General features: G+C 60.2%; 15 protein-coding genes. 11 read left to right on the forward strand and 4 right to left on the reverse strand.

The window, feature by feature from the left end; translation table 11 throughout:
- The first annotated feature begins 564 nt into the window (after positions 1-564).
- The gene (locus tag ABYA88_RS12655) at positions 565-1,431 is read left to right on the forward strand and encodes an alpha/beta fold hydrolase (protein ID WP_373187702.1); all 867 of its coding nucleotides are present in this window, start codon (positions 565-567) and stop codon (positions 1,429-1,431) included.
- A gap of 314 nt (positions 1,432-1,745) precedes the next feature.
- Here the strand turns inward: ABYA88_RS12655 and ABYA88_RS12660 are convergent, their stop codons facing one another.
- Positions 1,746-2,600 (reverse strand): SDR family NAD(P)-dependent oxidoreductase, encoded by an 855-nt coding sequence (locus tag ABYA88_RS12660; RefSeq protein WP_373187704.1) that lies wholly within the window; start codon positions 2,598-2,600, stop codon positions 1,746-1,748.
- A gap of 214 nt (positions 2,601-2,814) precedes the next feature.
- Between ABYA88_RS12660 and ABYA88_RS12665 the strand changes: the two genes are divergently transcribed.
- Positions 2,815-3,279, forward strand: a complete 465-nt coding sequence (locus ABYA88_RS12665) for a hypothetical protein (RefSeq protein WP_373187706.1) — start codon at positions 2,815-2,817, stop codon at positions 3,277-3,279.
- Here the strand turns inward: ABYA88_RS12665 and ABYA88_RS12670 are convergent.
- Entirely contained in the window at positions 3,254-4,069 is an 816-nt protein-coding gene (locus tag ABYA88_RS12670; RefSeq protein WP_373187707.1) for a hydroxypyruvate isomerase family protein, read from the reverse strand. The genes ABYA88_RS12665 and ABYA88_RS12670 overlap by 26 nt on opposite strands.
- Before the next feature lie 162 nt (positions 4,070-4,231).
- Between ABYA88_RS12670 and ABYA88_RS12675 the strand changes: the two genes are divergently transcribed.
- The 4 genes from ABYA88_RS12675 to phnE are packed head-to-tail and all read left to right on the forward strand — an operon-like array spanning position 4,232 to position 7,529.
- Positions 4,232-5,104, forward strand: a complete 873-nt coding sequence (locus ABYA88_RS12675) for a putative selenate ABC transporter substrate-binding protein (protein ID WP_373187708.1) — start codon at positions 4,232-4,234, stop codon at positions 5,102-5,104.
- 3 nt (positions 5,105-5,107) lie between these two features.
- The gene (locus ABYA88_RS12680) at positions 5,108-5,938 is read left to right on the forward strand and encodes a phosphonate ABC transporter ATP-binding protein (RefSeq protein ID WP_373187709.1); all 831 of its coding nucleotides are present in this window, start codon (positions 5,108-5,110) and stop codon (positions 5,936-5,938) included.
- Positions 5,929-6,768, forward strand: a complete 840-nt coding sequence (locus ABYA88_RS12685) for a PhnE/PtxC family ABC transporter permease (RefSeq protein WP_373187711.1) — start codon at positions 5,929-5,931, stop codon at positions 6,766-6,768. The genes ABYA88_RS12680 and ABYA88_RS12685 overlap by 10 nt, the downstream gene beginning before the upstream one ends.
- Positions 6,765-7,529, forward strand: coding sequence for a phosphonate ABC transporter, permease protein PhnE (gene phnE / locus ABYA88_RS12690; protein WP_373187712.1), 765 nt, complete (start codon positions 6,765-6,767; stop codon positions 7,527-7,529). Before ABYA88_RS12685 ends, phnE begins: the two co-directional genes overlap by 4 nt.
- A gap of 12 nt (positions 7,530-7,541) precedes the next feature.
- Here the strand turns inward: phnE and ABYA88_RS12695 are convergent, their stop codons facing one another.
- Entirely contained in the window at positions 7,542-7,850 is a 309-nt protein-coding gene (locus ABYA88_RS12695) for a DUF2288 domain-containing protein (protein ID WP_373187713.1), read from the reverse strand.
- A gap of 286 nt (positions 7,851-8,136) precedes the next feature.
- On the opposite strand from ABYA88_RS12695, the gene ABYA88_RS12700 reads away from it, so the two are divergent.
- The 5 genes from ABYA88_RS12700 to ABYA88_RS12720 all read left to right on the forward strand — a co-directional run bounded on the left by ABYA88_RS12700 (position 8,137) and on the right by ABYA88_RS12720 (position 13,040).
- A complete protein-coding gene (locus tag ABYA88_RS12700) occupies positions 8,137-9,264 on the forward strand; it encodes a branched-chain amino acid ABC transporter substrate-binding protein (protein WP_373187714.1) in 1,128 nt (375 codons plus the stop codon).
- A 109-nt stretch (positions 9,265-9,373) separates the two neighbouring features.
- Positions 9,374-10,300 carry a high-affinity branched-chain amino acid ABC transporter permease LivH gene (gene livH, locus ABYA88_RS12705; protein WP_373187715.1) on the forward strand — a complete coding sequence of 309 codons (927 nt, stop codon included), beginning with the start codon at positions 9,374-9,376 and terminating at the stop codon, positions 10,298-10,300.
- Entirely contained in the window at positions 10,297-11,556 is a 1,260-nt protein-coding gene (locus ABYA88_RS12710) for a high-affinity branched-chain amino acid ABC transporter permease LivM (protein WP_373187716.1), read from the forward strand. The genes livH and ABYA88_RS12710 overlap by 4 nt, the downstream gene beginning before the upstream one ends.
- Entirely contained in the window at positions 11,553-12,326 is a 774-nt protein-coding gene (gene livG / locus ABYA88_RS12715; RefSeq protein ID WP_373187717.1) for a high-affinity branched-chain amino acid ABC transporter ATP-binding protein LivG, read from the forward strand. The genes ABYA88_RS12710 and livG overlap by 4 nt, the downstream gene beginning before the upstream one ends.
- A 12-nt stretch (positions 12,327-12,338) precedes the next feature.
- A complete protein-coding gene (locus tag ABYA88_RS12720) occupies positions 12,339-13,040 on the forward strand; it encodes an ABC transporter ATP-binding protein (protein ID WP_373187718.1) in 702 nt (233 codons plus the stop codon).
- 11 nt (positions 13,041-13,051) lie between these two features.
- On the opposite strand, the gene ABYA88_RS12725 is transcribed toward ABYA88_RS12720, so the two are convergent.
- Positions 13,052-13,708 carry a hypothetical protein gene (locus tag ABYA88_RS12725; protein WP_373187720.1) on the reverse strand — a complete coding sequence of 219 codons (657 nt, stop codon included), beginning with the start codon at positions 13,706-13,708 and terminating at the stop codon, positions 13,052-13,054.
- Positions 13,709-13,933: the final 225 nt, after the last annotated feature.

Genomic DNA, 13,933 nt, shown 5'->3' on the forward strand with positions numbered 1-13,933 from the left:
ACCCAGGTTACGCTGGGCGTTGAGTGATGCAACGTTCGTGTTGACTGTAAGAGCCATGATTAATTACCTCGTAAACCTGTTTAGTTTGCCTGAGCTTGCGACTCGCGGGCCGGCTTTGCCCAGGCACCCATTGAGTTCGCATTCAAGTACTGTATCGGCGTACTAGCCCTTAGCTTTAGGTTTTTTTCGAAAAAAGTTTTTTGCTTGCTTGTCAATCATTTAGCTTGCAAAAACTTTAGCCCAAAACCCCTGACACCCGTTTGACGCCACATATGTGCCACACCGATGGTTCTCTATCGGCGTGGTGGGGGAATACTTTAGTTGTGGAGGGCTTTCTGGAAGTGGCCAAGCTGGAACTCGGCCTGGGTGATTTCTGCCGGTATTGCTGTCGAGGTGGAACTCGACAATTCCCAGGCGACGACATTTTCGGGTGACGTTTCGGTGAAAGCTGATGGGCGGTTATAGGCTGCAACGCCCCTGTCATCTGTGGGAACTAGCTTTGCGGTACTTCCCGGCTGTTCAATCGCCGCGGTACCCACTGGCCGACCCCCAATGAGGTGAACCATGTATGCCGAAAAGTCCGTTGTTCGCGTGCATCGCGATCTGAAAGTCCTCACCACGCTGTATCCCAATCCGCGTACCAGCGAGACCATCATTCTGGTCAACGGATCGTTGGCGACCAGTGCTTCCTTTAACCAGTCAGTCCGTTATCTGCTGCCAATCTTCAATGTGGTGCTGTTTGATCAGCCCTATCAGGGTCAGTCGCGCCAGCACAATCCGGGCATGGCGATGATCGACAAGCAGGATGAGGCGTTGATCCTTCTGGATCTGATCGAACAGTTCCGCGCCGACCATGTGCTGGCATTTTCCTGGGGCAGTGTTGCGACGCTATTGGCCCTGGCGCAAAGGCCGAAGCGGATACGCAGCGCAGTGATCAACTCCTTCTCTCCGGTGCTCAATCCGGACATGCAGAACTATCTGGACCGGGCGCAGCAGTGTCTGGCTGCGTGTGTTCGTCATGCCATTGGTGAGTTGATCAACGAGACGATTGGTGAGCACTTGCCTTCGCTGTTCAAGCGCTGCAATTTCCTTCATGTGAGCTCGCTGGAGGAGTTCGAGTATGCGCAGATGCTGATGCATGTGCGTCAGGTGCGGGAACTGGACGCTTCGCAATATATGAGCTGTTTTGGCCATATAGATGTGCCGCTGCTGTTTGTTAACGGCAAGTGGGATCGTTATGCCTCGCCCGAGGATGCCAGGCAGTTTGCGACCTTGGCGTCACAGTCGGAGTTTGCGACCATCGCACATACCGGGCATTTTCTGGAGCTGGAGCACAAGACGGCGTTACAGGATGTGCAGGCGGCGGTTGAGAGGTTCCTGTTGCGTGGTCGTATGCAGAAAGGAGAGACGCGGTTGGCGATGGCGGGGTGAAAATCCAGGTCCAGGCCCAGGTCCAGTTCAAAATGGATTCCCGCGTGCGCGGGAATGACGTTGGGGAGAACGGGAATGACGTGGGGAGAGAGGTGAGCGCGATCGCGACTTGGGTGCTTTAGCTACCCTTCTGTCGGGGTGGAACTCGGCGATTCCAGGGGGAGTGCACAATTCTGAGTGAGTAGCGTGTCTCAACCGGGAGTGGCCGAGTTCCATCTCGGCCGGGGTGGATTTAGCCAGCCCTTTTTGTCGAGGTGGAACTCGACCCTCCCAGAAAACGCTGTCGAGGTGGAGCTCGACAATTCCCGGTTCGTTTACTGCGGATTCATTGAATCAAATACGACTTTCTCGGCATCCGCTGCGGCGGCGCGCATGGCGATCAATTGTTTGATCTTGCGGTGCGGGAACACATAGAACTGATTGTCCTCGACGGCCTTGAGGGTCATTTCAGCTACATCAGTGGCCTTGATTCGGCCTTTCTCGACGGCGGCCTTGAGGGCAGCAGCGCGCTCCTGGTCAACCGCACTTTGTTCGAGCGTATCGGCCATCTCTGCCGGTCGGTTACGTGCAGAATCATGGATGCCCGTGGGGAAGAAGGCTGGGCATAGCACGGTCACACCGACATTGCTGGCACCGACGTCGCGCAGGTCGAGCGCGAGTGTTTCAGAAATCGCCACAACCGAATGCTTGGTCGCGTTATACACGGCCATACTGGGACCGTTGACCCAACCGGCGGCGGAGGCGACGTTGACAACATGGCCTTCGCCCTGTTCGATCATCATCGGGATAAACGCCTTCAGGCCCCAGGCTACGCCGTACATATTGACGCCGACGACCCATTCCCAGTCGGCCTGGGTGTTCATCCATACTGGTCCACCGACGCTGACGCCGGCGTTGTTGAACAACAGGTGCGCGCCACCGAAACGGCTTTTGGCCAGATCGGCGAAGGCCTGAACCTGCTCCAGTTTGGAGACGTCCAGACGCATGGTTACGGACTCAATACCGGCATCCAGCGCCTTGACTTGATTCAGCGTTTCCTGCATCCCGGCTTCGTCGACGTCACCGAGCACCAGTTTCATGCCCCGGGCGGCGCAACGCAGCGCGAACTCGCGACCCAGCCCGCTGCCACCACCGGTTATTACTGCGACTTTACCTTTCAGATCCTGCATGTGCTTTCTCCTGATACGCGCCGCCGACCATAGCCGCAGCCTGATTATTGATTTGATGAATAGGATGCCCCCATTGACCAGGCCCGACCAGATCTATCATTCAGGTTGATCGCCGTTTATCAGCTCGCGGCGAATTACCACTGCATCTGCCGGCCCTGCCGGGATAGCCACGCTATAGTTTAAATGTGTTCGGATCAGAATAATCGGAGGCAACATGAAAAATGCCATTACATATCGTAGTGTAGCCGTCTCCGGCCTGCTGCTAATTACAACTGTGACATTGCTCGGCGCCTGCTCGACGCCGCAATCCAGGGGCATGATGACCGATGAACGGGCACAGATCGCTCTCGAGACCGGCGTTTCGGATCGGGCCGAGGCCTACCGGCTGGACGGCGGGCTGGTCGATGGTCTGCGCTTTCCCGACCTGACACCCGGCAGCCACGAATTGCGGGTACGCCACCATTTCGAGATGCCAGGACCGGGGGGTTCAGGCAAGCTGACTGCCGATCCTCAGTGGGAAAGATGCATCATCGGCGTGCGCTATGACGATTTTGCTGCCGGTGAGAAGTACGTCTTCGAGATAGAACGTAGGGGCTTTCACTCGTTTGGCTGGTTGCGCTCGGAGGGTGGCGAAAAACTCGCTGATGCCAAGGTCATACGCTGCGGTCCGGCCGTCTGATATAGCCCGCGGCTTGCCATACGCGCATCCACCGCGGGTCATCCGGCATCCCTGGTGACAGTCGATACTCAGCACCAAGCCAGCCCTTGTAGCCGCTGCGGCCCAGTGCGTCAAAAGCCTCGGCAAAGTCGATGATGCCGCTGCCCGGTGCTCCGCGGGCGGGCGCATCGGCGAACTGCACGTGACCAATCAGCCCCTTTAGCCGATCGATCACAGCCGGCAAGGATTCGTCCATTCGCTGCATATGGTAGAAATCCAGTTGCGCCGAGAGATTGGGATGACCTACGCGCTCGATCATCTGCGCCAGCTCATCGCCGGTGGCTAGCAGAAAACCGGGCATGTCGATCCGGTTGATCGCTTCACAGACCACTTCTACATCCAAGTCACCGAATACATCGGCTGCCTTTGCAAGATTACCGGCCAACACCTCCAGCGCCGCCTCGCGCGGCGTGCCCTCCAGCAACCGCCCCGGCAATACGTTCACCCGCTGCGGGCGTGCAACAGCGGCATAGGCCAGCGCCTCTTCCAGCGCCCTGGCAAACTCCGCCTCACGGCCCGGCACCCCGGCCAGCCCTGCCCCACCTTCGAGCAGATCACCGGCGGGCACGTTGAACAGCACCAGCGGCAGGCCCGCCCGCTGCAGGGCGACGTCCAGCTCATCGGCCGGCACCGCATAGGGAAACTGGATCTCGATGCCGTCAAAGCCTGCCTGCGCGGCAGCCTCGATGCGCGCAGGCAGCGGCAGAGCGGTGAAGAGCATGGAAAGATTGGCAGACAGGGGCCATGACATCGGGTAGCGATCCTCGGGACAGGCGGCACCTGATGATAAGCCCGAGTCAACGGTGAGGCCAAGCGCGCGCCGCGTGTAATCCTCCCATGCTACACTCGCGCCACGCCCCGGTCGGATTCGACACCTGACTGGGAGTCTTCCGCTATTGAACCGGAGAAATACATGTCGACTTCAAAACGTCCGCTGGCCGTCATGGCTGGCTTGTGCCTGTCTGTTGCTACCCTTTTTGCCGCCCTGCCCCTGGCAGCGGAAACAAAAACCCTGCGCGTGTCTGCCATTCCCGATGAAGCGCCCACCGAGCTGCTGCGCAAGTTCGAGCCCCTGGGCGAGTATCTGGAACAGGAACTGGGCATGCCCGTGAGCTTCCAGCCGGTGTCCGACTACGCCGGCGTAGTTGAAGCGCTGGGCGCCGGTCGCCTGGACATGGCCTGGCTGGGTGGCTTTACCTTTGTGCAGGCGCACCTGCGCAGTGGCGACGCGATACCGGTAGTGCAGCGCGAACAGGATGCGGTGTTCACCAGCACCTTTATTACCGCCAACCCTGATGTGCAGCAACACAGCGATCTGGAGGGCAAGAGCTTTGCGTTCGGCTCCGTCTCTTCGACCTCGGGCCACCTGATGCCACGCTATTTCCTGCAGCAGGAAGGCATTGATGCAGACAGTTTCTTCAGCCGCATCGCTTTCTCCGGCGCCCACGATGCGACAGCTGCCTGGGTCGAATCCGGCCGGGTGGATGCTGGTGTGCTGAACGCATCGGTGTGGGACAAGCTGGTCGACGAAGGCAAGGTCGATACCGACAAGGTACGGGTTTACCAGCGCACGCCGACCTATTTCGATTACAACTGGACCGTGCGTGGCGATCTGGAACCCGAACTGGTGGAAAATATTCGCCAGGCGTTTCTCAAGCTTGACCCGGAGAACGCCGAGCACAAGGCCATTCTCGACCTGCAGCGCGCCAGCCGCTTTATCGAAACCAGCCCGGAAAACTACCAGGGCATTGAGCAGGCAGCGCGGGCAGCCGGGCTGCTGCAGTAAGCCATGGGCGTGCAACTCGAGGGGGTGGGTCTGACCCACCCCGGCGGTGTGACTGCGCTGCAGGGTCTGGACCTGCGTATTGCTGCGGGTGAGCGGGTAGCCATTGTCGGCTCCTCCGGTGCCGGCAAAACCACGCTGCTGCGTCTGCTGGCCACCGGCCTGACGCCCACCAGCGGCCAGTTGACGCTGCTAGGCGAAGTGCCGGCGCGGTTGCGATCCGGCGCACTGAAGAAGCTGCGCAGCCGTATCGGCCTGATTTACCAGAGCCCGCCGCTGCCCCCGCGTCAGCGGGTAGTCACCGCAGTGCAGGCCGGGCGCCTGGGGCAGTGGTCCCTGCCCCGGGCGCTGCTGTCGCTGTGTTATCCGCTGGATATCCGCGGTGTCGAGCAGGTGTTGGCCCCGCTGGATCTGACCGACAAGCTGTTCAGCCGCTGCGACCAGCTATCCGGCGGGCAACTGCAGCGCGTCGGCATCGCGCGGGTGATGTACCAGCGCGCCGGGCTGCTACTGGCCGACGAACCTGTCGCGGCGATGGATCCGGTGCTTGCCAACCATACCCTGGCCCTGCTCAACCGCCTGGCCGCAGAAAGGGAGGTGACGCTGGTCGCCAGCCTGCATGCAGTCGACCTGGCATTGAAGCACTTTCCGCGAATCATCGGTCTGCGCGCCGGGCGGGTGCATTTCGACTGCCCGGCCGGGGAGGTAACCGCCGAGCTGCTGGATTCCCTCTACGCGAATGACGGCCTGGGTTCGGCGCAGCCTGCCAGCACCGGCAACCATGCCGGCACTGAAGCCAGCGCCAGCGCTCCGCGGACAGCCCAACGATGTCTCTAGCCCTGGCGTCAGACCCGGCCCGACGCGATCCGGCTGCCCTGCCTCGCCTGCTCTTGACGGTGTTGGCCCTGCTGATTCTCTGGCCCGGCCTGGTGTTGACCGAATTCAACCCGGCCTTGTTGGTCGACCCCGATAACATTGTCATCTTCGGCCGTTTTCTAGCTGGATTCTGGCCTCCGGACCTGTCGCCGGACTTTCTCGCAATGCTGGCAATCGCCACGCTGGAAACGCTGGCCATGGCCACTGCCGGCCTGACCCTGGGGTTGCTGCTGGCGGTACCCATGAGCCTGCTGGCCACCCGCGCGCTGTCGGTCTCTGCGCTGCTGACCGGTCGCCCGGCAAGGTGGTCGGCGACCGCACGCTATCCGGTCAGGCTGGTACTCATCCTGCTGCGCAGCATCCCGGAGATCGTCTGGGCGCTGTTGTTCGTGCGCGCGGTCGGGCTCGGCCCCACCGCGGGTGTACTGGCCATCGCGATCACCTACAGCGGCATGCTCGGCAAGGTCTATGCGGAAATCTACGAATCGGTAGACCAGGCTCCCGCGCGCGCATTGATGCAGTCAGGCAGCTCCCGCCTGACCGCCTTCTTCTACGGAATTTTGCCGGGCGCAGCCCAGGAATTGACCTCCTACACGCTGTACCGCTGGGAGTGCGCGATTCGTGCGTCGGTGATCATGGGCTTTGTCGGTGCGGGCGGCCTGGGGCAGATGATCGACCTGTCGATTCGCATGTTTGCCGGCGGTGAGGTGGTCACCATTCTGGCGAGCTTCCTCTTGCTGGTACTGCTGGCGGACCAGCTCAGCTCCGTGCTGCGCAGGAGGCTGGCGTGAACGGACGCTGGCAGGCGCTACTGCTGTGCGGATCGATCGCGGCGGCGATTTTCGCCTCCTTCGGATACCTTGGCATGGACCTCGGCGCCCTTGCCCGGGGAGACGGTCCGGCGCAGATGGCAGACTACATCCAGTCCTTTTTCCCGCCAGACACCTCAATGCCGTGGTTGACCCGGATTGGATGGGGCTTGCTGGAGACGCTGGCGATCTCTGCTATCGGCACCTTGCTGGCCGTGGGCGCTGGCGCACTTCTCAGCCTGCTGGCCGCCGGCAGGCTGGGGGCAGTTTCGCGGATGCTGTCCCGCCTTGTGCTCAATGCGCTGCGCTCGGTGCCGGAGCTGGTATGGGCGGCGCTGATGGTGCTGGCTGCCGGGCTGGGACCTTTTGCCGGCACTCTGGCGATCGCGCTGCATACCACCGGAGTCCTCGGCAGGCTGTTTGCCGAAGCGCTGGAGAACAGTCCGGAACAACCGGCACGGGCGCTGCAGGACAGCGGCGCGGGCGCTACCGCGGCCTTCTTTTATGGCACCCTGCCCAATGTGCTGCCCCAGTGGCTGGCCTACAGCCTGTACCGCTGGGAGAACAACATCCGCATGGCGGCTGTGCTGGGGTTTGTCGGGGCGGGCGGGCTAGGCCAGATGCTTTATGTCACGCTGAGCCTGTTCCAGCAGGCGCAGGCAATCACGGTGATTCTGGCGATGCTGGTGCTGGTTCTTGTGGTCGACGCCCTGAGCGCCTGGCTCAGGGCGCGACTGGCCTGACAGCAGCCACCATCAATGCGTCTCGGGACGTTCCTGCACCAGCACCCAGGGTCGGACCACCACAGCCCACAGGGTGTCAGGATTGCGCTCACTCCAATCCGCCGCCTCGGAATCCGAGGCGGCGCCGAGCTGGCCGCTCTCCATCCATTTACGCACCTGGTCTGTGTCGTCACCGGTAAAAGCTTCGGCTACCTCGACCAGATCCAGTTCCTGGCTCACCGAGAGCAGACTGCCGGCGGCAAAATGGCGCTCGAGGGCTTTCCATTCGATCTTCGAAGTTGCGCCAAGAATGGCAGCGTAGGTCTCACTGGGGCCGGTCATGGTGATACTTCCTCATCATTTCTGAACCAGCGCATGGTAACCATCTAGCATTTACTTGCAACAATTGGTCGGCAAGTTCCCTAAAAAAGGCCTACTCTGATCAGGTCGTGTCGACTTTCAGACATAATGTTGCAACAAGAAGACATTGCTCCAGAATTTGCCCACAGCTGATTCCCTGTGCGCGCGCACATTGCTAAACTGCGCCGGTACAGTTCCGGGAGGGGACAGTTCGCGGCACATGACACCGCCAACTCTTCGATCTATCGAAATCAAGCGAGAAAATAAAATGAAAATGGCACAGAAGAAAGCAATCTCCCTGTTTATCGCTGCTGCAGCCGTTGCCGGCGCCAGCAATTTCGCGGTAGCCGCGGACACCATCAAGATCGCACTCGCCGGCCCGGTCACAGGCCCGGTCGCCCAGTATGGCGACATGCAGTTTATCGGCGCGAAGATGGCTATCGAACAGATCAACAAGGCCGGTGGCGTCAACGGCAGCCAGCTCGAAGGCGTGGTATTCGACGACGCTTGCGATCCCAAGCAGGCTGTGGCCGTGGCCAACCGCATCGTCAACGAGGAGATCCAGTACGTTGTGGGTCACCTGTGCTCGAGCTCGACCCAGCCTGCTTCCGACATCTATGAAGATGAAGGCATCCTGATGGTGACCGCCGCTTCCACCAGCCCGGAGATCACCGAGCGTGGCTATGAACTGGTATTCCGTACCATCGGCCTGGACAGCCTGCAGGGTCCGACTGCCGGCAAATACATTGTCGAGCAGGTCAAGCCCGAGAAGGTCGCGGTCATCCACGACAAGCAGCAGTATGGCGAAGGCATTGCCACCGCCGTGCGCGACGTGCTGGTTGAAGGTGGCATTGATGTACCGGTCTTCGAAGGCATCACCGCCGGTGACAAGGACTTCTCTGCTCTGATCGGCAAACTGCGTCAGGAAGGAGTAGATTTCGTCTACTACGGCGGCTACCACCCCGAGCTGGGTCTGATTCTGCGCCAGTCTGCCGAACAAGGTCTGGATGTGACCTTCATGGGTCCTGAAGGCGTGGGCAACCCGGATATCTCCGCGATTGCCGGCGAAGCCTCCGAAGGTCTGCTGGTTACCCTGCCGAAGGCATTTGACGAAGACCCGCGCAACGCCGCACTCGTCGCCGCGTTCAAGGCGAACGAAGAAGACCCTTCCGGTCCCTTCGTGTTCCCGGCCTACGCCGCAGTACAGGTCATCGCCGACGGCATCAAGCTGGCCGGTGAAAACGATCCCTTCGAAGTAGCCGAAGCACTGCGCGGCAACCAGTTCGATACGCCTACCGGCACCTTGAGCTTCGACGAAAAGGGCGACCTGCAGGACTTCAACTTCGTGGTCTATGAGTGGCACGCTGACGCGACCAAGACTGCTCTGAGCGAGTAATACCTAGGTACAGGCCCCGGGGCGTACACAACCCCCCGGGGCCTGTTTTTTTTAATGCCCGTCTGTCCTGACCAGCATTGATCATCCTGCTATTCCAGGTGTCGTGACCATGCCCGAGTCACTCTATTATTTCCTGCAACAGATACTCAACGGCCTCACGGTCGGTAGTACCTATGCGCTTATCGCGATCGGCTACACGATGGTCTACGGGATCATCGGCATGATCAACTTCGCCCACGGCGAGGTGTACATGATCGGCAGCTATATCGCTTTCATCACCATTGCCGCCCTTGCACTGTTCGGCATCGAATACCTGCCGCTGATGATTATCGGTGCCTTTATCATCAGCATGATTGTGACTAGTGCCTACGGGTACAGCATCGAGCGTGTTGCCTACCGCCCGCTGCGCGGCGGCAACCGCCTGATCCCGCTGATCTCGGCGATCGGCATGTCGATCTTCCTGCAGAATCTGGTGCGTCTGGCCCAGGGCTCGCGGGACATCGCGATGCCCAGCATGATCACCGGCGGCATCACCATCGGACCGGAAGACGGCTTTGCCGCCACCCTGTCCTACATGCAGATGATCATCTTCGCGGTCACGCTGATCACCATGACCGGTCTGACCTTCTTCATTACCCGCTCGCGAATGGGTCGCGCCTGCCGTGCTTGCGCTGAAGACCTGAAGATGACCAACCTGTTGGGCATCAACACCAACGGCATCATCGCGCTGACCTTTATAATCGGCGCCGCGCTGGCTGCGGTGGCCGGCGTGCTGCTGGGTATGTACTACGGTGTGATCAACCCCTATATCGGCTTCATGGCCGGACTCAAGGCGTTTACCGCGGCGGTACTCGGCGGTATCGGCAGTATCCCTGGCGCGGTGCTGGGCGGCTTGCTGCTGGGTATCACCGAAGCCATCACTGCCGGCTATTTCAGTAGCGAATACAAGGATGTGGTGGCCTTCAGCCTGTTGATCCTGATCCTGCTCTTTCGCCCCAGCGGCATACTCGGCCGTCCGGAGGTAGAGAAGGTATGACTTCCCTCAATTTCAAACCGGCGATCATTTCCGCGGTGGTGGTTGTGGTCCTCACCGCGCTGCTGATGGGTGTGCGTCTGGAGCAGAGCGGGGCCGGCCTGACCGTGACCGGTGCGGGTGAAGACGTACTGTGGAAGATTGCCGCCGCGGCTGGCTTCCTGTTCTTCTTCAACCTGTTCCGCAACCAGATCAATGCGCTGTGGTGCTCGATTCCCAGCGTACCGAAAACACCACCCAAGCTTGCCGACCTGCGCGACAAGCCGGCAGTGAAACGGCTGTTCTGGTGCTTCCTCATTGCTGCGGCTGTGGTCTTCCCGTTCATGGCCAACCGCGGTGGCGTGGATCTGGCGACCCTGGTGCTGATCTACATCATGCTCGGTCTGGGACTGAATATCGTGGTCGGTCTGGCCGGCCTGCTGGACCTGGGTTATGTCGGTTTCTATGCGGTGGGTGCCTACACCTATGCACTGCTGGCGATGTATTTCGGGCTTGGTTTCTGGACCGGACTCTTTGTCGCCGGTGCCATGGCGGCACTGTTCGGCTTCCTGCTCGGGTTCCCGGTGCTGCGCCTGCGCGGCGATTATCTGGCGATCGTGACGCTGGGCTTCGGCGAGATCATCCGCATCCTGCTGAACAACATGACCTGGCTGACCAATGGCCCGAACGGCATCGGCAGCATCCCCAAACCGACCCTGTTCGGCCTGGAGTTCAGCCGCCGCGCCAGCGAGGGCATGCAGACCTTCCATGGTTTCTTCGGCTTTGACTACGATTCCAGCCACCGGGTTATCTTTCTTTACTTGCTGGCATTGATCCTGGTACTGATCACGCTTTACGTGATCAACCGCCTGCTACGCATGCCGATTGGGCGTGCCTGGGAGGCCCTGCGCGAGGACGAGATCGCCTGCCGCTCGCTGGGCATCAACCCTACCGCGATCAAGCTGAATGCTTTCACCATCGGTGCGACCTTCGCCGGCTTTGCTGGTTGTTTCTTCGCTGCACGCCAGGGCTTTATCAGCCCCGAGTCATTCACCTTCATCGAGTCGGCGATCATTCTCGCCATCGTCGTACTCGGCGGCATGGGCTCGCAGGTCGGTGTGATACTGGCCGCGATCATCATGACCATTCTGCCCGAGCTGGCCCGCGAGTTTAACGAGTACCGCATGCTGCTGTTCGGCCTGATGATGGTACTGATGATGATCTGGCGGCCGCAGGGTCTGCTGCCGATGAAGCGCCCTCACATGGAGCTCAGAACATGAACTCGACGACTCCATTGCTCGATGTATCGGGCCTGACCATGCGCTTTGGTGGCCTGCTGGCGGTCGACGGTGTGGCGCTACAGGTGTTCGACAAGCAGATCGTCTCGATGATCGGCCCCAACGGCGCCGGCAAGACCACGGTGTTCAACTGCCTGACCGGATTCTACAAGCCCAGCGACGGCAAGATCGTGTTCCGCGGGGAGGAGATTCAGGGCCTGCCCGGCTTCAAGGTCGCGCGCAAGGGCATGATCCGCACCTTCCAGCATGTGCGCCTGTTCAAGGAAATGACCGTCGTTGAGAACCTGATGGTCGCCCAACACCAGAACATGAACACCAGCATGCTCGCAGGCCTGTTCAAGACGCCGGGATACAAGCGCAGCGAGAAGGAAGCGCTGGAGCGCGCGGCCTACTGGCTCGAACGGGTGAACCTGCACGAGTTTGCCAACCGCACCGCAAGTACACTGGCCTACGGTCAGCAGCGCCGGCTGGAGATCGCCCGCTGCATGGTCACCCAGCCCAGCCTGCTGATGCTCGACGAGCCGGCCGCCGGCCTCAACCCGCGCGAAACCGGAGACCTCAAGGAGCTGATCGCCGAACTACGCGATAACCACGACATCACCGTGTTGTTGATCGAGCACGATATGAAGCTGGTGATGGATATCTCCGATCATATCGTGGTGATCAACCAGGGCTGTCCGCTGGCTCAGGGCACCCCTGAGCAAGTGCGACTGAATCCGGACGTGATCAAGGCCTATCTTGGCGAAACCTGAGGGTTAATCTGCATGTTGTATATGAAGAATGTATCGACCCACTACGGCAAGATTCAGGCCTTGCATGACGTCAGCCTGGAAGTGGAACGCGGCGAGATCGTCACGCTGATCGGCGCCAACGGTGCAGGCAAGACCACCTTGCTGATGACCCTGTGTGGCGACCCAACCGCCACCTCCGGCAGCATCCGCTACAACGGCGAAGAGCTGACCGGACTGACCACCGCCGAGATCATGCGCAAGGACATCGCCATCGTGCCCGAGGGCCGTCGAGTCTTCTCCCGCCTGACCGTGGAAGAGAACCTGAGCATGGGCGGTTTCTTTACTCACAAGGACGAGTTTCAGGAGCAGATGGATACCACGCTGGCGCTGTTCCCGCGGCTGAAGGAACGCTTCCAGCAGCGCGCGGGCACTATGTCCGGTGGCGAGCAGCAGATGCTCGCGATCGGCCGAGCGCTGATGAGCAAGCCAAAGTTGCTGTTACTCGATGAGCCTTCACTCGGGTTGGCGCCGATCATCATCCAGCAGATTTTCGGAATCATCGAGCAACTGCGCGCCCAGGGCGTGACCATCTTTCTGGTCGAGCAGAATGCCAACCAAGCATTGAAGCTGGCCGATCGCGGTTATGTGATGGAGCACGGGCACATCGTCACCCAGGATACCGGCGAGGCGTTGCTCAGCGATCCGCAGGTGCGCAGTGCCTATCTTGGAGGCTAATCGCTGAGCGTCTAGTTGGTAGACGGTTGATCGCTTGCCAGGTATCCCTGATAGGCGCAGCCGACCATACTCTCGCCGGCGGTGACCAGGCGGGCAGAATGCTCGTAGTAATTCCCGTTCAGCTGGGAGAAACAAGGGTCCGGGTAGACCCATAGCTCGGTCTGCTCTCCATCCCGCGTGCTAAAACCCCGACGGCCATCGGGCAGCAGCTCGATGATGACCGACTGCCACTCATTTCCCAGAGTAGTCAGCTGCAATCCTGATGATGCAATCCTGACACGCCAATCCGGACGCTCACCGAGCGCCACCCATTGGCTTTCCTGGGCGATCTGATTTGCGCAACCTTCATTCGTCGCGCCCATGCGTATGATCGTTTCGGGACGAATACTGTTATCGCCGAGAAGCTGTCCGCGCAGATCAACAAAGATGACGTTCTGACCGGCCGGCGCCACCCGGACGAAAAGTGCACGCAGCGCCTCGTCCGCGTGCACCGGATGGACCTGTCCTCCGCAGGTTTCCAGCCGTGCCTCGTCGGCGGTCATGTGCAGCATACCGCTGGCACGCAGCCCGCCCCCGACGTCCGATTGCGGCAGCCAGGCACAGCCGGAAAGCGCTACCAGAGGCAGCACGACAGTCAGTCCTGGCAACAGTCGACGGAAAACAGGCATGTTCGATCCTCGAAAATCATTAATATTCAGAAATACTTACGGGCAGTTGGTCACAAAAGGATCAACTGGTGCTAGCCTATCAGTAGTATCGCAACTACCCTAGCAGAGCCACTAACCAACAACATTCAAGCACGACTTCCAGGGCATTATGAAAACACTAACAACCGTTTCCGCCGTTGTCTTATCCTTGGCTTTGGCCGCCTGCTCCACCGCGCCTCCGGCGCC

Source organism: Halopseudomonas sp., assembly GCF_041579695.1.
In the GTDB taxonomy this organism is placed as follows: domain Bacteria; phylum Pseudomonadota; class Gammaproteobacteria; order Pseudomonadales; family Pseudomonadaceae; genus Halopseudomonas.

What these genes read in the sequence shown, in the direction of transcription:
- ABYA88_RS12655 (WP_373187702.1), top strand. Translation starts at nt 565, where the DNA reads ATGTATGCCGAAAAGTCCGTTGTTCGCGTGCATCGCGATCTGAAAGTC.
- ABYA88_RS12660 (WP_373187704.1), bottom strand. Translation starts at nt 2,600, where the DNA reads ATGCAGGATCTGAAAGGTAAAGTCGCAGTAATAACCGGTGGTGGCAGC.
- ABYA88_RS12665 (WP_373187706.1), top strand. Translation starts at nt 2,815, where the DNA reads ATGAAAAATGCCATTACATATCGTAGTGTAGCCGTCTCCGGCCTGCTG.
- ABYA88_RS12670 (WP_373187707.1), bottom strand. Translation starts at nt 4,069, where the DNA reads ATGTCATGGCCCCTGTCTGCCAATCTTTCCATGCTCTTCACCGCTCTG.
- ABYA88_RS12675 (WP_373187708.1), top strand. Translation starts at nt 4,232, where the DNA reads ATGTCGACTTCAAAACGTCCGCTGGCCGTCATGGCTGGCTTGTGCCTG.
- ABYA88_RS12680 (WP_373187709.1), top strand. Translation starts at nt 5,108, where the DNA reads ATGGGCGTGCAACTCGAGGGGGTGGGTCTGACCCACCCCGGCGGTGTG.
- ABYA88_RS12685 (WP_373187711.1), top strand. Translation starts at nt 5,929, where the DNA reads ATGTCTCTAGCCCTGGCGTCAGACCCGGCCCGACGCGATCCGGCTGCC.
- ABYA88_RS12695 (WP_373187713.1), bottom strand. Translation starts at nt 7,850, where the DNA reads ATGACCGGCCCCAGTGAGACCTACGCTGCCATTCTTGGCGCAACTTCG.
- ABYA88_RS12700 (WP_373187714.1), top strand. Translation starts at nt 8,137, where the DNA reads ATGAAAATGGCACAGAAGAAAGCAATCTCCCTGTTTATCGCTGCTGCA.
- livH (WP_373187715.1), top strand. Translation starts at nt 9,374, where the DNA reads ATGCCCGAGTCACTCTATTATTTCCTGCAACAGATACTCAACGGCCTC.
- ABYA88_RS12710 (WP_373187716.1), top strand. Translation starts at nt 10,297, where the DNA reads ATGACTTCCCTCAATTTCAAACCGGCGATCATTTCCGCGGTGGTGGTT.
- livG (WP_373187717.1), top strand. Translation starts at nt 11,553, where the DNA reads ATGAACTCGACGACTCCATTGCTCGATGTATCGGGCCTGACCATGCGC.
- ABYA88_RS12720 (WP_373187718.1), top strand. Translation starts at nt 12,339, where the DNA reads ATGTTGTATATGAAGAATGTATCGACCCACTACGGCAAGATTCAGGCC.
- ABYA88_RS12725 (WP_373187720.1), bottom strand. Translation starts at nt 13,708, where the DNA reads ATGCCTGTTTTCCGTCGACTGTTGCCAGGACTGACTGTCGTGCTGCCT.